The sequence below is a fragment of the Wolbachia endosymbiont of Oedothorax gibbosus genome, assembly GCF_936270145.1.
Classification (GTDB): Bacteria; Pseudomonadota; Alphaproteobacteria; order Rickettsiales; family Anaplasmataceae; genus Wolbachia.
On the sequence record NZ_OW370537.1, the window covers coordinates 936,306 to 960,544 of the forward strand.

Annotated in this window: 21 protein-coding genes and 3 pseudogenes; 5 read left to right on the forward strand and 19 right to left on the reverse strand. The window is 34.7% G+C overall.

The features are described from left to right. Nucleotides 1-76: 76 nt before the first annotated feature. The 6 genes and pseudogenes from NBW37_RS04555 to NBW37_RS04580 form a co-directional block, all read right to left on the reverse strand. Nucleotides 77-397 (reverse strand): annotated as a pseudogene (locus NBW37_RS04555) (DUF6444 domain-containing protein); the annotation flags it as partial. Nucleotides 398-648: 251 nt separating this feature from the next. Then, nucleotides 649-1,929, reverse strand: a complete 1,281-nt coding sequence (bioA, locus tag NBW37_RS04560) for an adenosylmethionine--8-amino-7-oxononanoate transaminase (protein WP_250295912.1) — start codon at nucleotides 1,927-1,929, stop codon at nucleotides 649-651. Further along, on the reverse strand, nucleotides 1,926-2,537 hold the full coding sequence (gene bioD, locus NBW37_RS04565; protein ID WP_250295913.1) for a dethiobiotin synthase: 612 nt from the start codon (nucleotides 2,535-2,537) through the stop codon (nucleotides 1,926-1,928). Before bioD ends, bioA begins: the two co-directional genes overlap by 4 nt. Continuing rightward, nucleotides 2,522-3,280, reverse strand: a complete 759-nt coding sequence (locus NBW37_RS04570; RefSeq protein WP_250295914.1) for a methyltransferase domain-containing protein — start codon at nucleotides 3,278-3,280, stop codon at nucleotides 2,522-2,524. Before NBW37_RS04570 ends, bioD begins: the two co-directional genes overlap by 16 nt. Then, on the reverse strand, nucleotides 3,243-3,797 hold the full coding sequence (locus NBW37_RS04575) for an alpha/beta fold hydrolase (protein WP_250295915.1): 555 nt from the start codon (nucleotides 3,795-3,797) through the stop codon (nucleotides 3,243-3,245). Before NBW37_RS04575 ends, NBW37_RS04570 begins: the two co-directional genes overlap by 38 nt. A 95-nt stretch (nucleotides 3,798-3,892) precedes the next feature. Beyond that, entirely contained in the window at nucleotides 3,893-4,969 is a 1,077-nt protein-coding gene (locus NBW37_RS04580; RefSeq protein ID WP_250295916.1) for an aminotransferase class I/II-fold pyridoxal phosphate-dependent enzyme, read from the reverse strand. Between the two features lie 78 nt (nucleotides 4,970-5,047). Here NBW37_RS04580 and bioB point away from each other — a divergent pair, with 78 nt between their 5' ends. Next, nucleotides 5,048-5,998 (forward strand): biotin synthase BioB, encoded by a 951-nt coding sequence (gene bioB, locus NBW37_RS04585; RefSeq protein WP_370273171.1) that lies wholly within the window; start codon nucleotides 5,048-5,050, stop codon nucleotides 5,996-5,998. 157 nt (nucleotides 5,999-6,155) lie between these two features. On the opposite strand, the pseudogene NBW37_RS04590 reads toward bioB, so the two are convergent. Further along, nucleotides 6,156-6,542 (reverse strand): annotated as a pseudogene (locus tag NBW37_RS04590) (transposase); the annotation flags it as partial. Nucleotides 6,543-6,574: 32 nt separating this feature from the next. After that, the gene (locus NBW37_RS04595) at nucleotides 6,575-7,189 is read right to left on the reverse strand and encodes a helix-turn-helix domain-containing protein (RefSeq protein WP_250295918.1); all 615 of its coding nucleotides are present in this window, start codon (nucleotides 7,187-7,189) and stop codon (nucleotides 6,575-6,577) included. Between the two features lie 464 nt (nucleotides 7,190-7,653). Here NBW37_RS04595 and NBW37_RS04600 point away from each other — a divergent pair, with 464 nt between their 5' ends. Together NBW37_RS04600 and NBW37_RS04605 are read left to right on the forward strand one after the other, a co-directional pair. Continuing rightward, on the forward strand, nucleotides 7,654-8,556 hold the full coding sequence (locus NBW37_RS04600) for an Rpn family recombination-promoting nuclease/putative transposase (protein ID WP_250295919.1): 903 nt from the start codon (nucleotides 7,654-7,656) through the stop codon (nucleotides 8,554-8,556). 117 nt (nucleotides 8,557-8,673) lie between these two features. Then, nucleotides 8,674-9,500 (forward strand): IS5 family transposase gene (locus NBW37_RS04605; RefSeq protein ID WP_250295841.1). Its coding sequence is split into 2 segments (ribosomal slippage): nucleotides 8,674-9,061 and nucleotides 9,061-9,500, totalling 828 coding nucleotides; the frame shifts between segments, so codons are not numbered across the junction. A 100-nt stretch (nucleotides 9,501-9,600) separates the two neighbouring features. Here NBW37_RS04605 and NBW37_RS04610 read toward each other — a convergent pair. Continuing rightward, complete coding sequence (locus NBW37_RS04610; protein ID WP_250295920.1) at nucleotides 9,601-10,251, reverse strand: CatB-related O-acetyltransferase; 651 nt, start codon at nucleotides 10,249-10,251, stop codon at nucleotides 9,601-9,603. A 200-nt stretch (nucleotides 10,252-10,451) separates the two neighbouring features. Here NBW37_RS04610 and NBW37_RS04615 point away from each other — a divergent pair, with 200 nt between their 5' ends. After that, complete coding sequence (locus NBW37_RS04615; protein WP_250295921.1) at nucleotides 10,452-10,826, forward strand: nuclear transport factor 2 family protein; 375 nt, start codon at nucleotides 10,452-10,454, stop codon at nucleotides 10,824-10,826. A 214-nt stretch (nucleotides 10,827-11,040) separates the two neighbouring features. Here NBW37_RS04615 and NBW37_RS04620 read toward each other — a convergent pair whose 3' ends face one another. Further along, the gene (locus NBW37_RS04620; RefSeq protein WP_250295922.1) at nucleotides 11,041-14,025 is read right to left on the reverse strand and encodes a hypothetical protein; all 2,985 of its coding nucleotides are present in this window, start codon (nucleotides 14,023-14,025) and stop codon (nucleotides 11,041-11,043) included. Nucleotides 14,026-14,557: 532 nt separating this feature from the next. On the opposite strand from NBW37_RS04620, the pseudogene NBW37_RS04625 reads away from it, so the two are divergent. Then, nucleotides 14,558-15,764 (forward strand): annotated as a pseudogene (locus NBW37_RS04625) (IS256 family transposase). On the opposite strand, the gene NBW37_RS07765 reads toward NBW37_RS04625, so the two are convergent. The 9 genes from NBW37_RS07765 to NBW37_RS04670 all read right to left on the reverse strand — a co-directional run bounded on the left by NBW37_RS07765 (nucleotide 15,705) and on the right by NBW37_RS04670 (nucleotide 23,836). Continuing rightward, a complete protein-coding gene (locus NBW37_RS07765) occupies nucleotides 15,705-16,289 on the reverse strand; it encodes an ankyrin repeat domain-containing protein (protein ID WP_370273173.1) in 585 nt (194 codons plus the stop codon). The pseudogene NBW37_RS04625 and the gene NBW37_RS07765 overlap by 60 nt on opposite strands. Nucleotides 16,290-16,592: 303 nt before the next feature. Beyond that, on the reverse strand, nucleotides 16,593-16,892 hold the full coding sequence (locus NBW37_RS04635; RefSeq protein WP_250295924.1) for a type II toxin-antitoxin system RelE family toxin: 300 nt from the start codon (nucleotides 16,890-16,892) through the stop codon (nucleotides 16,593-16,595). Then, nucleotides 16,873-17,097 (reverse strand): hypothetical protein, encoded by a 225-nt coding sequence (locus tag NBW37_RS04640; protein ID WP_174132978.1) that lies wholly within the window; start codon nucleotides 17,095-17,097, stop codon nucleotides 16,873-16,875. Before NBW37_RS04640 ends, NBW37_RS04635 begins: the two co-directional genes overlap by 20 nt. Nucleotides 17,098-17,192: 95 nt before the next feature. Next, entirely contained in the window at nucleotides 17,193-18,881 is a 1,689-nt protein-coding gene (argS, locus tag NBW37_RS04645; protein WP_250295925.1) for an arginine--tRNA ligase, read from the reverse strand. 131 nt (nucleotides 18,882-19,012) lie between these two features. Further along, complete coding sequence (locus NBW37_RS04650) at nucleotides 19,013-20,068, reverse strand: hypothetical protein (protein WP_250295926.1); 1,056 nt, start codon at nucleotides 20,066-20,068, stop codon at nucleotides 19,013-19,015. A gap of 19 nt (nucleotides 20,069-20,087) precedes the next feature. Next, nucleotides 20,088-21,099 (reverse strand): IS630 family transposase gene (locus tag NBW37_RS04655; RefSeq protein WP_250295836.1). Its coding sequence is split into 2 segments (ribosomal slippage): nucleotides 20,088-20,585 and nucleotides 20,587-21,099, totalling 1,011 coding nucleotides; the frame shifts between segments, so codons are not numbered across the junction. 61 nt (nucleotides 21,100-21,160) lie between these two features. After that, entirely contained in the window at nucleotides 21,161-21,520 is a 360-nt protein-coding gene (locus NBW37_RS04660; protein ID WP_250295927.1) for a hypothetical protein, read from the reverse strand. 86 nt (nucleotides 21,521-21,606) lie between these two features. After that, the gene (locus NBW37_RS04665; RefSeq protein WP_250295928.1) at nucleotides 21,607-22,008 is read right to left on the reverse strand and encodes a hypothetical protein; all 402 of its coding nucleotides are present in this window, start codon (nucleotides 22,006-22,008) and stop codon (nucleotides 21,607-21,609) included. A gap of 112 nt (nucleotides 22,009-22,120) precedes the next feature. Continuing rightward, a complete protein-coding gene (locus tag NBW37_RS04670; RefSeq protein ID WP_250296997.1) occupies nucleotides 22,121-23,836 on the reverse strand; it encodes an ABC transporter ATP-binding protein in 1,716 nt (571 codons plus the stop codon). Nucleotides 23,837-24,239: the final 403 nt, after the last annotated feature.

Consider the following 24,239-nt stretch of genomic DNA (forward strand, 5'->3'; position numbering starts at 1 on the left):
TACATATTTATTCTTTCTAGCCTCAATTATTTGTAGTTTTTACTATTTGTCTATCTATTAGTGGAGATTGGTATAACAACTCTACTTTTACTACTTCATCTGCTTCCGCTCTTGCACGATAATTTCCTTCATGCCCAACCTGTGCTCCTATTTTTCTCTCACTTTTAGGCCTATTTTCCCTGATCTTATATAATTCTTTGGAGCTCGGTATCGATGAATTTTTTGAATTTAAACCGAGCCTTTCTTTCAATTCAGCATTTTCGATCCTTAGTGCCTTATTCTCAGCCCTCAAATTTTCGTTTTCTATCTCCAACCCCTTTATTTCTGCTTTTAACTGCTCTATTTCTATTTTTAAGCTTTCACAGAGCTTTAGTAGGCTCGCTAGTAGATCAGACATATTCACCACACATAACACTTGTGATATTATATTTTTGACATTCCTTGTCTACAACTTATTTTACCACTCCGCTGAACGGATACGACTTTTTTTGCTATAAATTTACCATGAGTTTTTCTAATTACTCCCAAGTGAATTAATATTAATTTGGTATAAAATGCTACTAAGAACTTAAACAATATACCCATTTCCAGCAACCAAAAACCGCCGTACGTGAGAAGAATTTTTCTTGGAATTGGTAGGTAAAGTCACTATGAAAAAATCCTGAGAATATTTCTGATTTTGTTATAAGCTTCTTCAAGCTCAAAAGTGCTTGTTGAATAAGGTGGTAGTAAATAAACTGAATTGCCAAGAGGTCTAATTAAAAGTCCTTGCTCTAAAAATTTTATCTTTAGTGTTTGTGCATCATGAACATCAAAAGCTGCTATTGTACCAGTCACACGTGTATGCTCGATGTTCTTACAAGCTTCAGACAAATTTACTAATTCCTTTTTGTGTATACCATGAATCCTCTTAATTGACTCCATGGTATCGTGCTTAACTAATAAGTCTAAAGAAGCAATTGCGGCTGTACAACCTAAAGGATTGGCAGTGTAGGAGTGACCATGAGCGAATGTTTTGGTAAGATGTTCGCTTAAAAATGCTGCGTACACTTCTTCTGTAGTAACTGTGAGAGCAAGTGGAAGAAAACCTCCAGTTAGCCCTTTAGAGATACATAAAAAATCAGGTATAATTTGAGTTTGTTCAAAAGCAAAGTAAGTACCAGTACGGCCAAAACCGGTCATAACTTCATCACAAATTATCAAAATTCCATGCTGGCGTACTAAATTGACAACTTTTTTAACAAACTCTGGACGGCACATCCTCATGCCACTTGCTCCTTGCACCAAAGGCTCTAAAATTAATGCAGCAATTTTACGAGAACCAGCACGTAAGTGACCCTCTAGTACTTTAAGAGAATGTTTCTCTTTATTTTCTATTTCTTCATCTTCATCCCAGGTTTCTGGAAAAGGTACTGTTAAAACAGAAAACAATAGATTTGAAAATGCATCATGAAAACCAGACTTAGCACCTACGCTCATTGCACCAAACGTATCTCCATGATATCCTCCTGCAAAACTTAAGAAAGTAGTTTTTTCACGGTTACCCTGGTTCCACCAGTATTGGTAAGCCATTTTTAGTGCTACTTCAACAGCAGTAGAGCCATTGTCTGAGAAGAAAAATCTGGACAATTTATCTGGTAATAAAGTTCGCAACTTTTCGCAAAGCGTTACTGCAGGCTCGTGGGTAAATCCTGCAAAAATTACATGTTCCAAAGTCATGCTTTGCTCATATATAGCCTTGGCGATCTTGGGATGAGCATGGCCATGGAGATTTACCCACCAGCTAGAAATCAGATCCAGATATGGTTTGCTATTTTCATCATAAAGATATGATCCACAAGCTTTCTTAATTGCAATTGGAAGTTTGGCTACTTTCTCTTGCGTAAAAGGATGCCATATGATTTTTCTGTCACGTTCGCTTAGATTCATCGTCCCAAAATAGCTTTTAATTGATTTGAAAATGGTGTTTGCATTAGATGTTCTCTATCAACTTGCTGTAGTTTAGGTACTGATGCTAATACCCGTACTCTACCATAAAATTCTATTGCTTCAAGATTATCTTGACTAGGTAGTCCATTTAAAATCACTCCTAAAATAGGAATATTTCTGGCACGTAATGCTTCTAAACTAAGCAATGTGTGATTAATTGTGCCAAGTGTAAACCTTGCAACTAAAATTGTTGGAATGGCGAGTTTTTTGATTAAATCGATCATTAGTGTGGTTTTATTGATTGGAACTAAAACTCCTCCGGCACCTTCTATAATTAAATTATGTGCCTTGGGTAAATTAATCTCATTAATGTCAATGCTTTCATTTTTCAGCGATGACACCAAGTGAGGAGATAGAGGTTCTTTATAAACAAAACTTTCTTTATAAACATTTGTGTTAGTCAAATTACTTACTTGATGACTGTCTGTACCTAGAATACTTCCAGTTTGGATGGGTTTGAAATACGAATACCCAGTGTGTAGGCAGAGCCAACTGCTTATAATAGTCTTGCCAACATCAGTATCTGTTCCTGTTACAAAGATCTGCATCTACTTAAAACTCCAAAAAATACTTTATAGGTAACATTAATCTTGTTTGTATAGGTTTGAACTACTTTCCTTAGATCAGACAGAGGAATTGTTTGACTACTTAAATTTGCTCCCAAATTTTTAAGATATCTGATAAATTCACTTGCACTTGGAAAACACAATGTAAATTCTTGCGAGTCGAAAAAATATTTTTTCGGCTTTAGAGAAAGCAAATAACTTTCTAATTCTTGTTTAGATGGATACTTATGAGTTGGTACAGGTAATAAGGATTTTATAAAGATTCTAGACCATTCATTAAATGTACCATCCAGTAAGCATGAAAAAACAAATACATCTGAATTATTGTATGACTTCCTTATCATCTTTTTTAAGTTGCTCACCCATTGAAGTGATAGATTTGAAATGACAAGGTCATGAAGACCAAAGTCTAGTGTTTCCATATCGCCTAAGATGAATTCAACTTCCTTATACCCTACTAATTTTTCTTTTGCTTTTGCCAGCATATTAGACGAAATATCATTTAAAGTAAATTTGCTTTGTGAAAAAAAACTAAACAAAATTTCTGGAATATAGCCTGTACCTGTACCCAAATCTAAAATAGATCGCGGATAAAATTCAGGAAAATAACTTTTTAATAGATTGGCAAGTTTTGCAGCACATTCTTTTTGAACAAAAGCTACATTATCATAAGACGAACTTGCTCTGCTAAAATTGTTCTGTATGTATCTCTTTTGTAATTCCATTACAAAAACTTATAATTTGCTCGTACACAAAATGATGCTCACATAACCCTAAACTATGGTAACCTCTGCTGTGCATCACAACTTTAACATCTTTATTGAAGTTATCATAGATAAGTTCCTGGGGTACGATTGCATCGTTCATTGCACCTAATATTAATAGTGGTGTATGTGGTAACTGGTGTACCATGGTCAATAGCTCTAAATCTTGCATTAGTTTTGCTTTATTCAAACAATTAAAAGAGTTGTAGTTTACACCGCACCTTTTATGGAAGGATATCAGGGTATCTACTGGATCCATTTGAAAGTGCTGTATCATTGCTTTTAACTCTAACTCGCGTTTTTTGTGTAATCGTAAATCAAACCCTAAAAAATTGACAAAAGCTTGTATGCCGATAAGTGCATTAAACTTTACATTTAAGGAAGCTAGCTTTATCAGTCCAAGGGAATGTCCGACACCAATAAATGTACTATCTTCTGGCAAGTCGAGATTTTCTTCTCCAAAATAACCAAGATCCAAACAATGGTAGGGAACTTGAGAGAAATATTCATTTATGAGAGGTTGAAAAAACTTATAATCAAATCCCCAACCGTGACAAAATACAAAGCAGTAGTTCATATTTGCTGAAGGACATGCACTAAATGGTCCAGGTTACTTTCAGTATGATTCACATTGAGTGCAATGCGTAATCTTGATGCTTCAGGAGGAACAGTAGGTGGACGTATAGCAGAAACAACCAACCCTTGTTTCAAAAGCTTTTCTTTTGCACTCATTACAATATCCTCATCACCTAGAATGATTGGTATAATGTGCGTGACTGAATCACCTGTATTAAATCCAAGATTTTGCAATTTATTTCTTAAATTTACAGCCTTAAAAAATAAAGCCTGGCGTTGATCAGCAAGATGTTGCACTAAATCCCAAGCTTTTGCTGCTGCACCAATTATCATTGGAGAAAGAGAGGTCGAATAAATAAACCCTGGACATTTATTGATTAGGTAATTCTTTATAACACTAGAACAAGCAACATACGCACCAAAACACCCTAAGGCTTTACTAAAAGTGCCTAAAACTAAATGTGGAATTTCCTGAAAATTAATGCTGGTGGATAAGCCATATCCATTATGACCAATAATACCTGTTGCATGTGCTTCATCTAAATATAGAAAAGCTTCATGTTCTTTGCTAAGAGCAAAAATTTTCTCTATTGGTGCAATATCTCCGTCCATACCAAAAATTGTTTCAGTAACAATGAACTTTGGTCTTAAGTCATTTTTGAATTTTGTGAGCAAATTACTTAAGTGATTTACATCATTGTGTTGATATCGTACAAGTTCAGCATTGCTTAAAAATATAGCTTGATATAAGCTTGCATGATTTAATTTATCAAAAAAAACGATAGGTTTGTCACCAAGCACTGACTGATCAAGTAGGCTTGCAAGGACCGTTATATTGGCCTGAAAACCTGAATTGAAGATAAGAGCTGACTCAGTTCCTTTGTCTTGGGCAATCCTCTTCTCAAGGTCTTCAAATATTTTTTTATTACCTGAGAGCAACCGAGAACCAGTGGATCCTACTCCAAACTGTGCTCCAGAGAGCTTTGCTGCATCAAACAGTACTTCTGACTGACTTAGGCCAAGGTAATCGTTAGTGGAAAAATCGATGAAGCTCCCCTGGATAGCTTTCGGCAACTGTCGATATTTCCCTTTACTTTGTAGTGTATTACAATACTTATTATATAACAATCTATTTACCAAGAAGGAGCTTAGATCATGACAGAAGAATGGACTTTTGCCAAGGCAGACCAAATCTTTAATCTTCCATTTCCTGAGCTAATTTATACAGCACAAACAGAACATAGAAAGCAGTTTAATCCTAGTGAAGTGCAAATTAGTACACTTTTAAGTATTAAAACAGGTAGCTGTCCAGAAAATTGTTCTTACTGTCCTCAGTCAGCACATTATAACACTGGTTTGCAGAAAAAGCCTTTGTTAGAAATTGCCGAAGTAATTGAAGCAGCAAAATGTGCAAAAAGGGCTGGAAGTACTCGTTTCTGTATGGGTGCAGCTTGGCGTGGTCCACGTGATCAAGATTTAAAAATTGTTTGTGAAATGATTAAGGAAGTGAGAAAATTGGGTCTTGAAACGTGTGTGACTCTTGGGTTGTTAAAAGATTATCAAGCTAATATGCTAAAGGAAGCCGGCTTAGATTTTTATAATCATAATATTGATACATCCGAAGAATATTATCATAAGATCATAACTACGCGTACTTTTCAAGATCGCTTGAAGACATTAGAGTACGTACGCGCATCTGGCATTAAGGTCTGTTGTGGTGGCATTCTTGGCATGGGTGAGACTAACGAAGATCGAATAAAAATGTTAGTTCTTCTTGCTAATTTGAATGATCCTCCAGAATCAGTACCAATTAATATGCTGATAAAAATTCCTGGAACTCCTCTTGAGAATGTGGCCGATGTTGATCCATTTGATTTTGTTCGTACTATTGCAATAGCCAGAATTATGATGCCAAAGTCCTATATCCGTTTATCAGCTGGGCGGGAGAAAATGTCGGATGAACTACAAGCGTTATGTTTCCTTGCTGGTGCCAATTCGATTTTTTACGGTGAAAAGCTACTTACAGCTCAAAATCCAGTACCTGAACAAGATAATTATTTATTCCAAAGATTGGGACTACAAAAATTACACATAGAACATTAAAGTAATTTCTGCATTGACAGAAAAAAAAGATCTATTTTTACTATGAATTTGCCTCAAATTTTCTTTCCATTCTTGGATGAATTGCTATTAATTTAGTAGCATATATCATTAATAACTTAAATAATATAACCATGTTTAGCACCCAAAACCGCTACCCGTGAGAATAAGTTTTCTTGGAATCAGTTGGTCTGGCAAATGTGCTCAAAATCTTTGTTTCAAGCTCTGTTGTTTGCCTTTTTTTGACTATTTGGGGTTCAAAGCTTCCCTCCCTATCTCTTGGTGTTAATAGCTCAAATGAACCTGCACTGGTACGCAAAGTCTTTCCATTTCTCCCATTTCTTCGATTATTTTCTTCACTTTCAGCCAATAAGTGGTTTTCTATTTCACCTTCTAGACTCGCCTCCAGCAGCTTTTTTATAAACGGTGTTAATGCTCCATCTCTTCCTGTCAGCGGTCTTCCTTCTCGTATAGACGATAGAATATTTGCTTCCAGTTCTTTATAGTCTACCAAACCAGTAGTTTTATTTGCTATTCTTTGATTCATATGTGAAACCTCCATTTTTTTATATCAATTTATTACTTTTTTTTCGGTTTGACACACTTTTTTGAACATTCCCGTGATACACCGAGATTTTCTGCTAAATATTCTTGAGCATATCCTCGTACTATCCTCCAATTTTTTATCTCTTCTCCTTCGTTTTGACGCTTAGGTATTTTTTTCTCTTTGTTGTTATATTCATCAGTTGATAAACCGGTCGCTTGGTAGATAATGTCAACAGAAAACCCTGCTTTAAGTAGATTTTGCACTATTCTTACCCTTGCCTCTTTTGCATTACTTTCCTTCTGAGCTCGGACAGATTGGGTCAATGCATAAATTGCCTTGCGTGATTCTCGCGTTCTTGTTTGTGCCGTGAGATTGTATATTGCTTGTTCCTTGGCTTTATCAAAACAACAGTTTTCTCTTAGTACTTTTCGTCTAGGAAATAGACCTCCAGCCTTAATTGATAATGCATTCGCTAGTCTTTTTATGTCTTCAATTGGAATACCTTGTACCCCTTGTTCATATTTTAGCAGCGTATAATATTTTATACCTGTTTTGTCTGCTAAAGCTTTCAGGGTGTATTTTCGCTTTAACCTCCAGCTTCTTACTTTTTGTGCTATTTTGTATCTTACAGGGTTACTCTTTTTCACATACTCTCAGATGCCTGTTAAAAACTAGTATATTAAATGCCTACGCCGTGACAAGTTAAAATGTGCTCCATCTCATGCTATAATAAATTTGCCACTGAAATATGTTGACATTAAGCTTCAAGATCTTTATCATGTAAAGGTGTGGGCTCACGATAATCGTAATTGAGCGCTCGTACTTTTATGAAGATTAGCCTCTTGCACCAAAAAGCGTTAAAAAGGGTATCTTCTACAGCTCCAAATTCATGACATCCATCTCCTGGGCTTATAAGGCGCTTTACAGAAGAGGTTGTAAAAGATGTACAAATGGACGTCTAAAGCAGAAGATGCTATTCTTAGGCCATCTGTGACAGTCGTTTTTTTCTCTAACATACCCAAAGTTTAAAAAAATAAGATTTAAACACAAAAGAGTTGAATATTTCTTCAGAATTGTGTATAATTGTTAATGCTTTTTAGGTTGATTTCTCATGGCTCTTTCTAAATTTTTAGATCCTAAGCTAGATTTGACATTCAAAAAAATATTCGGCACTGAAAAAAATAAGAATATCCTTATCCACTTTTTAAATGACATCTTAGGCTTTGCTGGTGCTAACGCAATACAAGAAGTTGAGTTCCTTAGCACCATCATGAATCCTGAAATTGCTTCTGATAAACAAAGTATAGTTGATGTTCTCTGCAAAGATTCTCATGGAAATAGATACATCGCGGAGATGCAGCTCGCTAAGGACAAGAGCTTTGAAAAACGTGCACAACTTTATGCTGCCAAAGCTTACTCAAGACAATCTGGCAATTACGTTGATTTTAAGAAAGTATTCTTTATTGCTATTTCCAATAGTACGCTATTTCCTACAGAGGTTGAGTATATTTCTACTCATAATATACGAGAGATAAAAACCAACGGCCATTATCTAAAAGATTTTCAATTCGTTTTCATTGAGTTGCCTAAATTTACAAAAAACAGAGTAGAACAACTAGAGAGCACAGTAGAAAGGTGGTGTTTTTTTTTCCGTTATGCAGAAGATACTACAGATGAAGATTTAAGAAAAATAGCAGAAAAATCACCAATAATAAAGCTTGCATATGATGAGTTAGACAAATTTCATTGGAATGAGAAGGATCTGGTAGCTTATGAAGAAAGGGTCATGGATTTACAGAAAGAAGCTGCTATTTGGGAACAACGTCTTGATGATGCCAGAGACGAAGGTAAACAAGAAGGCATCCTTATCGGACATGAAAAAGGCAGAGAAGAGGGCGAAAAACAGGCTAAAATAGCTGTGGCTAAAAATTCACTTAAGGCCGGTGTCTCTATTGATGTTATAGCTCAAATCACAGGTCTTTCCCTTGATGAAATTCAAAAGTTAAGAAATTAACGTTTAACCTTGGTTTCAAATCTCTAAATCCCCTTACCTACGTGAAAGGCCGTGAAATGATACATTAGACTTCTTTCAAAATTGAGGGAGAGAGAGTAAGATCAAGTATTTGGAAGCATGAAATATAAGGAAATAGAAAAGTTAGAAGGAGAAAAGTTTCGACGTTTAACGGGGGTAAAAAAATCAACATTTAAGAGAATGGTAGAAATTCTAGATGAGGAGGATAAAAGGAAAAAAGCTAGAAGTGGAAGAAAAAGCAAACTTTGTATAGAAGATAGATTACTTATGGCACTGGAATATATGAGAGAATATCGTACATATTTTCATATAGGACAAAGTTATGGCATGAGTGAAAGCAACTGTTTTAAAATAATAAGGTGGGTAGAAGACACATTAATAAAACATCCAGATTTTGCATTACCAGGAAAAAAAGATCTATTAAATAGTAATGTAGAATACGAAGTTTTGGTAATAGATGGAACTGAAACAGCAGTAGAAAGGCCAAAAAAAAGCAAAAGCGCTTTTACTCTGGAAAGAAAAAAAGGCATACTATAAAAACACAAATAGTAACAGAGAAGAAGAGTAAAAAGGTCGTATGTACATCTTTCTCCAATGGTAGAAAACATGATTTTCGGATGTTTAGAGAATCAAAGATAGCAATATTACCGCAAACTAAGATCCTAGCTGATTCTGGTTACAGAGGAATGCAAAAGATACATAAAAATGTTGAATTACCACATAGAAGATCAAAAAAGAATCCTTTATCAAAGGAGAAAAAAGCAGAAAATAGATCTCTCTCTATACGAAGAGTGGTAGTTGAAAACGTAATCGGCTTATTGAAAAGGTTTAAAATCATTTCTGACAGATATAGAAATCGACGAAAACGTTTTGGCTTAAGATTTAATTTGATTGCCTCTATTCACAATAGAGAGCTCCTTTCATGAATTTTGAAAGAAGTCTATTATTAACATTTGACTTGGATAACTTTTGAGTTGACAAATGTTCTTTTTAAGATTGAAAGTACCAGGAAAACATACGCAAATTTTAGTCTAATTTTTCCTCCTCATAAATTTTTTTCAAAGTTTCTAAATCTCCTTTTGTAATGGCTCCTAAATTCTCTGTAATTTTTTCGATTGGCCAATTCCACCATTCTAGCTGCAATAGAAAATCAATGGTTTTATCATCAAATCTTTTCCGAATACACTTCGCAGGGTTACCACCAACAATCGCATAGGGTTCAACGTCTTTTGTAACAAGAGCGCTCGTACCAATAATAGCACCATTACTAATCTTAACACCAGGCATAATTGTGACAGAGTTTCCAATCCAGACATCATTCTCTATTATTGTATCACCTTTACTTGCTACGTTCATTGAAGCAAAATTCCAAGACTTTCCAAATATCTTAAAAGGGTAAGTTGAAATACTATCCATTGCATGATTCGAGCCATTCATTATAAATCGAACACCTGTTGCTATTTGACAGAATTTACCGATAATAAGTTTATCTTTAATGAAATCAAATAGATACAGTACGTTCTTCTCAAAATTATATATGTCTTCTGGATCATCATAATATGTATAGTCACCAACAATAATTTGCGTATTGGTGATAATGTTTTTGAGAAAGCATGTTCTTGTAACACCTTCAATAGGGTATAATGCATTTGGATCTGGGTGTACCTTGATAGTCATACCAATACCCCAGACTCACTCATAAGACATAAGGACCACAAAAGATCATTAAATACATTATTTAAAGCATAGTACCTTCATGAGATGCATTGTCAATCAATAACATCAATTTGTGAAAGCTTTGAGTAGCTCTTTTTATTTGCAAAGCCTTAACATCTATGTATAATTTAAGCACATGTGAACGTACGTGAAGTTGTAATATGGTGAATCAAAATCTAAATAAAGCAGAGTCTTATTACATGGCTATGTATACAAAAAGTTTTGATGAGATGGCTTCATATATTCATCCCCATGTCTGTTTTATAGGTCCTCTTGCAAATTTTAATGGTAAAGAATCAGTAGTTGAAGCTGCCAAAAATTTTTCGATGTTTTTCAGGAGGCTTACAATCCGAGAAAGATTTATTTCTGGCAATAAGGTTATGCTAGTGTTGGATTTTGATTGTTCTGATCCTGTCGGTACTCTTCGAGGTGCTTCATTTTTATCATTTAGTGATGGTCTCATTTCTCGCATAGAATTGTTCTACGATGCTCGTCCTTTTGAAAAGAACAAAGATGAGATTTTTACTCAAAATTGAGCTACCCTTAACGGTTCTATCGCATCTATAAATTGTGGTAGAAGAAGATCATTAAAACTGGGATTATGGGAGTTATAGAGCCATTAACATAGCAAAATTCTCAAAAGTAGAAACATTATCTTAGAATCGATTAGTTTTCCATCGTTCAATCACAACTACGGTATGTTTATACTTAACTTTCTTTCCACTTTTGCTAGTAAAGTCAATTGTGCATCTATAGTGAGTTTATTCTTTCATTACTATTTTTTCTTTCATTGATAATTTTTTCGGCATGGCTTGATTTATCTAACTTTTCCTTATATGCTGCATTGTAATTACGTAATACTCCAAAGTATCTCTCTGGCATTGTTAAGCCATCTTTTCCTTTCGTTTCCATTCTTTGAAGGAATTGTTCTTTGTTTCCCTTATACAAAGGATTACTTACCTGCCCTGTACCTTTATCATATGAAAAATCATGAGATATTATTTCTGCACCATCAGCAATAACATTTTGCAAAATCTTAACTGCATTATATAAATTTTCCTGTGTTGGCTTATAATGGCCACTATTAATATCAATTTTAGTAACTTGGCCATTTTTCACAGTCATCATACCAAAACATTGTCCAGGTTTCCCGCCAAGCAGAGAAGAATGGTAATATCCGTATTCAACTTTTTTATCAGCATTACCATAGGGAACTATGTGCTCATGAGTAACCAACCTTCCATCAAGAGTTAGACCATACGCCACTTCACCAGCTTTTCCCTTACTTGACTTACCGCTTGTATCATACAAAGTACCATCTTGGTTAAATAATCTATATTCACCTTTTTCATTGCATTTTATAATTTTTGTATTTTTCTCTTGCTCTTCTGGAGAAAAACGTTTTGCCAATACTTCTGTGCCATCTTGTGTGACATAGCTTTTTTTATCCTTTGTTCCAACTTCACAGTAATACACACTTGGATTAGGTATTGTAAGAAGCATATTGTTTCCATGATCAAAAAAAAGTTTATTGCCTAAATCTATACTAACTTGTTGTTCCCTAGGTATTTTATTACGATCAGATTCTGAACCTAAAACTGATTTACCAAACTCTCTCGCCGCATAACGCAACGTTTTTAGAGCTTTTGCTTTTTTTTGCTCTGATTCTAAGTCTGCTACCAACTTTTCAGTGACACGATATTTACCTTGTAACTCTGAGATCTCATAGCCTTTATTAAGATTAAAAGATCCGCTTTTTGTAACTTTTCTATATAAATCTTTGGCACTAGAGGAAATTTTACTAACAGCCTCCTTGGCTAAATCTTCAACAGAGTAGATATAGTTTGTGGCCTTTTCTAATAGTCTATTATCAAATTTACCAATGTTTGAGCTATCTATTGTATTTACTAAGGCTGTAATTATTTGAGTAAACCGCTCTTTTGTTAAATCTGGCTTATTGAGATTTGTTTTTAGCTTCTGTAATTTATCGCTCTCCATAATATAAAAGCCATCTAGATAATTTACTACTCTCTGTAAATATTCTTTGCTACCTTCATATATTCCATGATTGTCAACATTTTTAGCTAGGGTATGTAAATATCCTTTTACATCTTCAAAAGATTTGATAACAGTCTCTGATGGTCTAAAGGACGGTTTTACTATTTGATGTGGTAGCTTTGGTGCCTGCCCCTTCTCAAGGCTTTTAACCTTTGTTTCTAACTTAGCAACCTCTCTTTTGAAGTCAATCAAACTGTTTTGTATATTTTCACTTAGCTCTCTAATTTTTCCCCCAGTGCTGAGACTTTTTATTTTAGTGTCATTCCCGCTAACTTTCGCTTCTATGGTAGAGATCCTTTTACTGTTAGTTTCTTTTTTCTTATCTATAGTGCTCTTGCTAACTTTTTCTCCTTTTTCTAATTTATCTAATGTTAGATTTTCTCGCTTTAATTTATTTAGTTCTTTTCTAAGACTGACTTGCTCTTGTACAAGTTTGCCTGTATTTGAAGGTAAATCAGACAACTCTTTCAGGTTATGTCTTAATCTCTTACCAACATTTTGAACAGCGTTAACCTGTTCTTTTAGTGCATTAATGCCTATTTTACTATGTTTACCTGAGTCATGCTCTAACCCTATTAACTCTGCTACAGCGAAAAGCTCTTTGGATTTTTTTGTTAAGTGTCTAATTTCTGTACCATTTACAATGTTATCTTGGTTAGGCATTCCCTGTTTTTTTTCCGAAGAAATTTTCCCTTGGCTAATCTGTGTGTTTAACGTATACTTGCCCGCTTCAAGGTTATTTTCTTGTCCACCATGTTTAGTCTTTTCTCTTAATTCAGACATTTTATTTCTTAACTCAACAAAAGTATTTTTCAAATTTTCTGTTAATTCTTTTACTCTTTTTACAACCGTGAGCGTAAGCTTGCCAGCCTTAGAACTTTTATCTGGTGTTTCATATCCAGCATTTCTGACCTTTGTTTCTAATTTGTCAATCTCTCTGTCAAATTTGGTTAGGCTATTTTCTACATTTTTATTTAATTCTTTAACTTTTTCTTCGTTACAGAGGCTCTTGATGTTAATATCATTCTCATTAACTTTTTCCTCCATTGTTGCAACTCTTTTTTTATTATCTGACGTTACAGTACCTTTATTACTAGCTTTTTCTCTTCTGTAATGCGCCCTTAGTTCTTCCTTTCTTAACTCATATATTTCTGTCTTAAGTACTTTTTGCTCTTGTATAAGTTTAATAATATTTGAAGCCGAATCGGATAGCTCTTTCAAGTTATGACTTAAATTTTTATAAGCATTTCCAACAACATCAACTTGCTCTTTTATTGCACCCATGCTTGTACTGCTATATTTATCTTGAGTGTGCTCCCTCTCCATTGTTTCCACAACATTGCTAAGATTTTCAAATCTTTTGATTAATATCGACTGTTTTTGCGTTACACTTTCTGGAATATAGTCTCGTGACTTCTGCCTAGCAAGGATGTTTTCAATCTCATCATCATACTTTTTAATATCAGCGACATGTTTTTCAATGAAAGTTTCAATTGCTGTTGGCCGTTTTTTTGGTACATCACCTAAGGTACGCTGTTGTCCAGTAATGGCCCTTGCGATTGTATCGCTGTGTTTTTGAATATCAATGGCTTGTTTCTTATACTTATTAATTTGTTCTAAAAAGTCTTCATCTGTTTTCTTTGTGCTAAAAATATTGTTAGATTTCTTCAGCTCCATAACTTTTACCTCGGTCCTATAGTAATAGTGTAACATTGGAATGTTAATTTTTAGTTTCATTAGCAAAATCTTTTATGTGTTTTACAATCACTATAAGAAAGTTGTGAAAAAAACTTTGAAATTGATTACAGAGATCTATTTCCTCTATAAATTAATCATGATTTTTCTTTAATTATTCCAAACGAATTATCTTTGATTTAGTAATATATATCGCTAATAACTTGAATAATCAATCATTTCCAGCAACCAAAACCGAAGGTTGTGAGACGTATTTTTTTTGGGATTAATTGGTCTCTTGTGCTACTCTAAAAATCCGTGTTCGTTGTATAGTAACCATCATCGTCCAATGAATTGAAAGAAACATCAGATTGTGAGTTAGATTCACCAGCGTTTTCTCCGTTAGAGCTAAATAACCATAAAAAAATTCCACTAAAAAATGATGCAATTAATGAAAAAGGGTTGGGAGTGTTAAATAAACTGTGTCAAACCGAAAAAAAGTAATAAATTGATATAAAAAAATGGAGGTTTGACAATGAGTCAGAAAGTAGTAAACAGAACTACCGGAGTGGTAGATTATAAAGAATTAGAAACAAATATCTTGTCGTCTATACGAGAAGGTAGACCATTGACAGGAAGGGATGGTGTGCTAACACCATTGATAAAAAAGCTGCTGGAAGCAAGTCTAGAAGGTGAAATAGAAAATCACTTGTTGGCTGAAAGTGAAGAAAATAATCGAAGAAATGGGAGAAATGCAAAAACTTTACGCACAAGCGCAGGTTCATTTGAGCTTTTGACGCCCAGAGATAGGGAGGGAAGCTTTGAACCCCAAATAGTCAAAAAAAGGCAAACAAACCAGAGCTTGAAACGAAGATTTTGAGCACATTTGCCAGTGGTATGGGCTATAGAGATATAGCGTCACATGTAGAAGAAATTTACGATCACAAAATATCGGCAGCAGAGATATCAAGTATTACCGACAAATTACTGCCTATAATCAACGAATGGCCGCTGCAGTCCGTATATCCAATAGTGTTTATGGTTTTTTAAAGTCAAAGAGGATGGACATTGTGTAAGTAAATGTATGTATAATATATTAGGTATAGATCAAAATGGCAGAAAAGAAGTCTTGGGCTTTTATTTGGCTGAAAGTGAAGTTCTGGTTGGGAGTGCTAAATGATCTCAAAGAAAGAGGAGTAGAAGATATCCTGATTGCCTGTGTAGATGGGCTAAAAAGCTTTCCTGCAGCGATAAATAGTGCGTTTCCTAAAGCAGAAGTACAGCTATGTATAGTACATCAGATAAGAAATTCTCTAAAATATGTATCCAGCAAAGATGTGAAAGTTTTCATGAATGATCTGAAAAAAATATATCGTGCTGCAAGCAGAGAAATTGCTGAGAATTACTTACTTGAGCTAGAAGAAAAATGGGGCGAAAAGTATCCGTTAGTTGTGAAATCTTGGCAAAATAATTGGGAAAATTTGTCTGGTTATTTTAAGTATTCTGGGCCAGTTAGAAAGCTGATTTATACCACCAATCCTATTGAGGGACTGCATAGACAAATCAGAAAATTTACTAAAACCAAAGGTTCATTTACTAGCACAAATGCCTTGTACAAACAGGTATATTGTGCTATAAAAAAGGTAGAGCAAAAATGGACTATGGCTCTGCCTAATTGGGCTTTAACTATGTCTCAATTTGATGTCTTCTTTCCCGGCAGATTGAAAATTGAGTTGAACTGAAAATGCGGTTTGACACAGTTTATTTAACACTCCCAAAAGTGCCACTGCTACGGCAGTGCCTAATAATGCGGTTGCACCACCGGCAGAAATACTTTTATTAAGTGCTTGCTGCTTCAGTTGTTTTTCTTCTGCTTCTTCCAGAAGCTTCTTTATATCACCAGTTCTAGCTAAATCTCTTGGAGTTTTTCCAGAATTATTCTTTAATAAAGGATTTGCCCCATTTGCTATGAGAATTTTTACTACTTCTGTATGGCCCTCTCCAGCAGCGCAATGTAAAGGAGTAATACCTTTTGCTTCTCCTGCATCAATCTTTGCGTTAACATTTGCCCCATTTGCTATGAGAATTTTTACTACTTCTGTATGGCCCTCTCCAGCAGCGCAATGTAAAGGAGTAATACCTTTTTCTTCTCCTACATCAATCTTTGCGTTAACATTTGCCCCATTTTCTATTAGAAGGTTTACTATTTTTGCATAGCCACATGAAGCAGCTACATGTAATAATGTAAATTGATTATCTTCAAACAGGTAATCTACACCAAAACCAGCTTCTTCCCATTTCTCATATTCTTCTAGATATTTCTTTAATTCCTCTTTATTTTCTCAATTATATTGTCCTTACTTAAATTCCCTTTTTCATTAACTGTACTTAATATTTCTTTCCACTCTTCATGTTTAATTGCCATAGCTCTACCTACAAATTCAATAATATTTTAATTATCACATGTTATGGCAAAAAAGTCAACTCATTTCTTCCAAAGGCTCTATATTGAAGATAGAAAGTCCAGAAGCGATCTAAGGCTTGCATGAGGTGAGGTCTTTCTTATATTTTTAATTGTGTAATCTTCTGTGTTTGTAAATGTTTTTTCTATGCCCCACTGCAGTAATAAGTACTTTACGTTCTGAATGATTTATGATGTAAATTATACGGTAGTTGCTAACCCTTATCCTATATTGCCCTCTAAAGCTATGGCATAAAGGCTTTCCTAGATTAAAAGGATCAACTGTAAGGCGTTTCTTTATGGCCTCCTGAACCATTAATTTAATCTTTGCCGGAAGAGCTGGAATTTCTTTTTCAATAACATTTTTTAAGAATTTTATAGTGTAAGTTTTATTTCCAGATGTTTTCATCATCCTCTACTTCTTCTTCACCTTCAGAGAGGCGATCGTCAGCTATTTCAGATAGCTCTACATCTTCTTCGAACTCTTCTTCCACTAAATCTACTAAAACTTCAGGGATAGTTTTATTTTGAATCTCTGCCATTTCTGTAAGATACTGAGCCAATTTACTGTCAAAACTTACATTAACATTGAGCTTTTTTTGACTGTGAGCCATATATTAACCAAAAAATACTACTATAAACTATAACATTTTTACTTAATTTTGTCAACTTCTCTATTCGTTGAAAAAACAATCTTGCACAAAAAAAGTCAACTCATTTCTTCCAAAGGCTCTATATTGAAGATAGAAAGTCCAGAAGCGATGACGTGCACTAAGGCTTGGACGAGAAACATTCTTGCAGAAGTAAGACCTAGATTGTCTTTCAGTATGAACCGCATACTCTTGCCATACCCCCATAAAACGTGAAATGCTTCTGCAACTTCAAGTAAGTAGAAAGTAATTCTGTGTGGCTCATAAAGCCTTGCTGCAGTTTCTACCACACCTGGCCACTTTGCTAAGGTTTTTATGAGGAAGAGCTCTCCACCTGTCTTTAAAAGTGAAGGATCTGCTGTTGGGAGCTCTTTTGGAGCATTACGCATTAACGAATGAGCACGAGCATGCGCATATTGCACATAAAAAATAGGATTATCTTTTGACTGCTCTTTAACTTTAGCAAAATCAAAGTCCAAGACCATATCATTCTTGCGTGTTAACATTATAAAACGAGTGATATCCCTACCAACCTCTTCCACTACATCCCTGGCTGTAAGAAAGTTTCCTGATCTTTTGGACATCTTAACAGGTTTGCCATTCTCAAAAAAATTCACAATATTATGCAGTTTTACTTCTATCTTTGCTTCTAGCGCAGAGACGACTGCTTTGAGCCTTTTGACATAACCACCGTGGTCACTACCAAGCTCTACGATCATATTGTTAAAACCACGTGATATCTTATCAAAATGGTAAGCGATATCTGAGGCAAAATAAGTCCAACTGCCATCCTCTTTCTTCAACGCACGGTCAACATCATCACCAAATTTTGTAGAGCGAAATAACATTTCTTTTCTGGAAGTCCAATTTTCACTTTCTTTGCCTTTTGGTTTCTCCAAGTACCCTTCATATACCAAACCCTTATCAGACAATATTTTTATACTCTCTTCAATTTTGCCACTTTTTTGTAGCTCATACTCTGAAGTAAAGACATCATGATTTACTCCAAGCAAGTTCATGTCTTCCTTTATTATTTCTAAGATAGAACTTAAAGTATAGTCTCTAATTACCCAATTATCTTCCTCTTCTCTAAGCTCCTTGCCATATTTTTTAGCTAGCCCCTCCCCTATCGGTTTTAAATATTCACCTGGGTATAAACCTTTTTCGATGCTAATCTTCTCTCCCAGAGCTTCCTTATACCGCAAATATACTGACTTTATTAGTGTATCTATCTGCGCCCCAGCGTCATTAATGTAGTATTCCTTAGTAACTTTATAACCAACTTTCTTTAGTAAATTTGCTAAAACATCACCAAATACTGCCCCTCTTGCATGACCAATATGCAGAGGGCCTGTTGGATTTGCCGATACAAATTCAACATTGATGGCCTGATTGTTCCCTATATCTAGGGTGCCAAACTCTGTTTTTAGCTCATTTATTTGTTTTAAAATCCCATGCCACACTTCTATTTTTAAGTGCATGTTGATGAACCCAGGGCCCGCTATTTCCACTTTTGCAACTTCATCAAAAAGCTCAAACTCTTTGGCTAAAACCTCTGCGATTTCAATGGGATTTTTCTTTTCATGCTTTGCGAGCACCATAGCAACGTTTGTGTAAATATCTCCATGTGCTCTATTGCTTGGAGGTTCCACAATAAAATTTTCTGCACTTGTATTTATGATACCCCTTCGTTTCAATTCATTTAATTTATTGGAAATTAGAGAGGAAACCTGTTTGAAAATGTTCATTCACTATACTGTTATAAAATCTATAGCAGTATAGCGAATAAGTGGGGCTAGTTGAAGTTATGATTTTCTCTCTACTCTTTCTTTGTGTAAGGCGACCTTTTCTGGGTCGCAAGACCCAGAAAAGTTATAGTTTATATTAAGTCATTGCTGTAATCATGGTAAGAGAAAGTCTCATCTTGATTGTTACCAACACTAGGGGAATAAAAGTTGCTTTCTCCAGCATTATCAGGAATTTTCAACGTTACTTCCTTGTCAGAAGTCCATAGGATTGTGTCTATTATTTTAGCGTATTTTTGGCAATCTGTATTATTACCACAGTCTTTCATTGTACCATCAGGATTTAAGTGAGGTTTTAATTGATTGTAGTTTATCCCAATTTTATTACCATTTTTATCTATTATATTTTTATAGTAGTCGGTAATTATCAATGGTGACTCTAATTTTGCAACTATAGTTTTACCTGCACATTCTTCTAATTCCTTTCCCTTAAGGTCTAATATTAAATTAGGACACTTGTTATTGAGGAAGAAATTTTCAGCGTATGCTGATGCTTTCGATCCTGAAGGACAGCAAACACTCGTTTCCCCTTTTAAAAAATCCTTAGGACACAATTCCCAAGCATTCCCCTGTTTACCTTCTTTATTACACCACATATTGCTTGCTATATCCCACGTAAAGTTCACGTTACTTCCACATTTGGCGTCTTCTTCGCATTTGAAAGTTATAGCAAAGTTTTCTGCATAATACTGCTCAACATTTTTCTCACCAAAATGATCCGTAATCTTTTTACTAATCATTAAATCAGGTAAAAACTGCTTCAAAAGATCTCGTGTAAACCAACCAGGTTTGTTCATACTATCTGATTTATAATCTGGACAATTAACTTTAAGTCCTTCATCTATCAGCTTACTTTCTATGGCTCCTTCACTTCCGTCATCGACAATTTCATCTTTATCTTTATCTTTTTCCTCATCAGAAGTTTTATCCTGATCACACTTACAATCTATCTCATCCTTTATTTCTTTTTTTATTTTGTCTTTCAATTCATTCTTAGTCTTATCATCAAATTCACACTTAAGATCTTTCTCTAGTTCACTCTTAATATTTTTCTTCAATTCATTCTTAGTCTTATCATCAAATTCGCACTTAAGATCTTTCTCTAATTCACTCTTAATATTTTTCTTCAATTCATTCTTATACCAACCCTCATAAATAACTAGACAAATAATTCACAGAGCAAATGGTTTTGATCGAACTTTCCGTAATATCTCGAATAAATTCAGATACAGCATTTTCAAGTAATTTAATAGAGTCATACATCTTGTTCTTTATTATATTTTCCTTTAAATGTTGCCAAAATCTTTCCACAGGATTGAGCTCAGGCGAGTACGGCGGCAAATAAATTATGGTGATATTTTCAGGAGTTTTTAAACCTTTAGACCTATGCCAACTTGCGCAATCCATGATAAGAAAAGCTTCTCTAGTCCCCAAATCTTTCGACATCTGCTCCAAAAATATGTTCATGCAATCTGTGTTTACATGTGGAGCAAGTAGGCTAATATCCTCTCCATTCCTGGGATTTACAGCGCTGTAAAGATAGAAGTTTTCTCTTCCGATTTTTACTTTAACTTGTGTTCTTGAGCCCTTTTTAAACCATCCATGTCCAACTTTTGAGTGCGTTCCAAATCTCGATTCATCGAAAAAAAACCTCCTTTTTCCGGTTCTTTTCCACAATTTCATTGAGATTTTTTTTGAACTCCTCTTGTTTGTTTTTGTCTTGTTTATAATGTGCTGGACGAGGTGTGATATATGTAAATCCTAGCTTCTTCATAAGCCTTCTCGCCGTTGACTCACTTACTTTGATAGCTAACATTCCTTCAACTATACCTTGCAATTTTTTAGCAGTCAGATTTGCCCCATCTTCTTCTATTACCTCTCTTATTTTTTCCTTCTTCTCCTCGTTCAGTTTTGGTTTAGGTCCTCGCCCTGGCTGTATTGCAAACCCAATAACACCTTTTTCTTTAAATCTTGCAATCCATTTCATTAATGTCGTTCTCGTAATTCTATATATTTTAGCAACTTTTGAGATACCATACTCCTTTGCTGATATTATTGCTTGTAACCTTCTTCCTATCTCTCCTCTTATTCCATATTTTTTTAATTCTAACTTGCATTGATTATATAGTTCTTCTCCTATTGCTTTACTTTTTCCTGCCATAAACTACATATTTATTCTTTCTAGCCTCAATTATTTGTAGTTTTTACTATTTGTCTATCTATTAGTGGAGATTGGTATTAGTCTTATCATCAATTTCACACTTAAGATCTTTCTCTAGTTCACTCTTAATATTTTTCTTCAATTCATTCTTAGTCTTATCATCAAATTCGCACTTAAGATCTTTCTCTAATTCACTCTTAATATTTTTCTTCAATTCATTCTTAGTCTTATCATCAATTTCACACTTAAGGTCTTTACTACATTTATCATAAATCACCTTACCTTTATTGGCAGTATCATCACATGGTCCTATAACAAAATTGACTCCTAATGTATCACTGGGACAGCACGTATTAAACGGCAACCGATATGTATAATTTGTATTTTCTTGATTCGGGCAAGAAAGATTTTTCACTAGCATAAAATACCTCCATTGGTAAATAAAATTGTTAAAAAATTAACTATAAAGTGGAAGCATGTACTAACAATGTACACACTGCATTACTTTTATATAATATCAACAGCACCCTCTGGTACTGACATATCATGGACAGAAGAAACAGAAGAGTTTATTGCTTCTACACATGCATCACATGAAGAACTGTTTTCACAGCTGCCCACAAGTTTACCTTTTGAATTAATCTCAAGGTCATTTTTAGTGTTTTGAATAATCTCTGCGCATTCTTTAAAGTTTTTGCCCGTCGGCTGCTTAGTAGCAAAATCAAGAATATCACCAGTTACCGGATTGATCATTAATGCAAGTTTTGAAAGGTCAACTGGTTGTTTAGGTTCTGGATCAGGTTTTAGACAAGGCAGTATTTTTATATTGAGTCCAATACAGCACCGTGGGTCAATTACGCAAGCTGTATCTGCAGAAGTGCATGAAGATGAAAAAAAATTATGGGTCATAATAATCCTTAAAAAAATACTATGAGATTATTATAAATCAAAATGATTAAAAATTTAATAATCCTGATTATAAATCTAGCATATCAACTAACGGTATGATTGAAATTTTCTTTCAATTCCACTGTATCTTTGCCAGTTTTGCATACAGCCCATCTTTACTTATTAGAGAGTCATGAGTCCCTACTTCTTCTACTTTTCCGTGATTAATTACTATAATCTTGTCAGTTTTAAGTGCGGTTGATAGCCTGTGCGTAATTATAATTGTTGTTCTGTTTTGCATTAACTTGCTCAGTGCTTTTTGCACGAGATTCTCACTTTTATAATCAAGAGCAGAGGTTGCTTCATCCAGTATTAAAATCTGAGGGTTTTTGAGTATGGCTCTTGCTATTATAATACGTTGTTTTTGTCCTTCAGAAAGTTTTAATCCTCTTTTTCCTACAAATGTATCAAATTTATCAGGCAGCTTATCAATAAATTCCATCGCATAAGCACCGATAGCTGCTTGCCTTACTTCCTCATATTCAGCACTCGGCTTGCCATATAGTATATTTTCCATTATTGAGCAAGAGAATATCATATGATCTTGTGGCACTAAGCCAAACAACGATCTGAGGTCATTTAGCGCAATTGACTTAATGTTGTGCCCATCGATAGTAATGCTACCTTTGTTTGGATCATGAAAACGGAGCAGAAGCTTTAAAACGGTGCTTTTACCACTGCCAGATGGTCCAACAATTGATATTGCTTGACCTGCCTTTATAGAAAATGATACATTATTTAACGCTGGCTTATCAGACTGAGATTCATAAAAAAATGTCACGCCATTAAACGAAATTCCTTTTTGAACACTACAAATTTTTATAGGATCATCGGGATCTGCTATAGAGCTTTTCATATTTTTAAATTCAAATAAACGCTCTACTATTCCAAGACCTCGTTGTAAATCACTGATATTATCGCTCAAATTATTTATAGCTCCTGCTGCAAGCGCTGAATAAAACACAAATGAGGAGAGTTTTCCAATGGTCATATTATTACTTAAGACTTCTTTAATACCAAAAAAGAGCAAAACAACTAGTGACCCTATCACACACGTGATAACTAGAGTTACTAAAATAGCACGCAAGAGTACTAATTTTACGTATGATTTTGATACTGAGTTTAAATGCTCCTTAAAACGGGTTTTTTCATTTTCTTCGAGTACAAACGATTTGATAGTCACTATAGATCGAAAATTTTCCTCACTAAATGATGCAAGCTCACTTAATTTATCCTGGGCAAAGCGTGCATAGCTACGCACTTTTTTTCCAAATGAGGTCATAATAATGAGTAGTACAGGCACTATTGCAGCCGCATATGAGGTTAGGTACAGATTTGTGTATAGCAGCATTGCAACACTACCAGTCAGCACTACAAAATTCCTCAATATTGTCAGTAAGCTGCTGTTTATTATCGATTGCAGCGCAGAGGTATCAGTAATGAGTGCTGAGATAACATCTTGCATACCTGTGTTCTCAAAGAAACTTGGTTGCAAGTTAGTGATACTGCTATATAAGTCATATCTGATTCTTGCGATAACTTTTTCGCTGCCAATGCCAATGAAATATAACCGAGTAAATGCAGTGAGAGAAATGGCTAAAACTATCAGTATTGCAACGAGTAGTTTGGTAGTAAAATTATGCTCTGCACCAGAATCAATTATATTGCTTAAGCCTCTGCCAAAGAGGAGGATAGTTAAAGCTGAAAATAAAACTGCAATAAAAGCTATAATGAAATAAGATAGATTAGGTTTTATATAGTAGAATAACTGCCTAATATTAGATCGCATCATATTTTGAAGTTTCTAAAGTTAAGTATATGGATTTTAGTTTCAGGGGAAAGGGGAAAGGTACGGCTAACGTCATATTGCGTACAAACGTTGCAATTTTTAAGCAAAGTGATGTTGTTCAAGTAGCTGACACTTGGGGTCTATGTTTTACACGCTGGAATGACAAAGTGAGCGTGCGTAGGTGTCATCCGAGTAGCCCCTTCTTTGTCATCCAAGTAGCCAACACTGGGATCCAGGAAACTTACCAAGTAAATGTACAATAAGAACTAGATTCCAGCGTCACGCGCTGGAATGACATCATAGGGGCACTGGGATGACAGAAGAAGGACTACTTGAATGACAAGAAAGGGGTACTTGGATGACAAAAATAGATACTGGAATTGCAAAGAGTTTGCAAATATTA

Coding starts and splice junctions, on each gene's coding strand:
- bioD (WP_250295913.1), bottom strand. CDS start 2,537: ATGCAGATCTTTGTAACAGGAACAGATACTGATGTTGGCAAGACTATT.
- NBW37_RS04615 (WP_250295921.1), top strand. CDS start 10,452: ATGGTGAATCAAAATCTAAATAAAGCAGAGTCTTATTACATGGCTATG.
- NBW37_RS04660 (WP_250295927.1), bottom strand. CDS start 21,520: ATGCTAGTGAAAAATCTTTCTTGCCCGAATCAAGAAAATACAAATTAT.
- NBW37_RS04620 (WP_250295922.1), bottom strand. CDS start 14,025: ATGGAGCTGAAGAAATCTAACAATATTTTTAGCACAAAGAAAACAGAT.
- bioA (WP_250295912.1), bottom strand. CDS start 1,929: ATGAATCTAAGCGAACGTGACAGAAAAATCATATGGCATCCTTTTACG.
- NBW37_RS04635 (WP_250295924.1), bottom strand. CDS start 16,892: ATGAAAACATCTGGAAATAAAACTTACACTATAAAATTCTTAAAAAAT.
- NBW37_RS04665 (WP_250295928.1), bottom strand. CDS start 22,008: ATGACCCATAATTTTTTTTCATCTTCATGCACTTCTGCAGATACAGCT.
- argS (WP_250295925.1), bottom strand. CDS start 18,881: ATGAACATTTTCAAACAGGTTTCCTCTCTAATTTCCAATAAATTAAAT.
- NBW37_RS04570 (WP_250295914.1), bottom strand. CDS start 3,280: ATGGAATTACAAAAGAGATACATACAGAACAATTTTAGCAGAGCAAGT.
- NBW37_RS04640 (WP_174132978.1), bottom strand. CDS start 17,097: ATGGCTCACAGTCAAAAAAAGCTCAATGTTAATGTAAGTTTTGACAGT.
- NBW37_RS04600 (WP_250295919.1), top strand. CDS start 7,654: ATGGCTCTTTCTAAATTTTTAGATCCTAAGCTAGATTTGACATTCAAA.
- NBW37_RS04670 (WP_250296997.1), bottom strand. CDS start 23,836: ATGCGATCTAATATTAGGCAGTTATTCTACTATATAAAACCTAATCTA.
- NBW37_RS04610 (WP_250295920.1), bottom strand. CDS start 10,251: ATGACTATCAAGGTACACCCAGATCCAAATGCATTATACCCTATTGAA.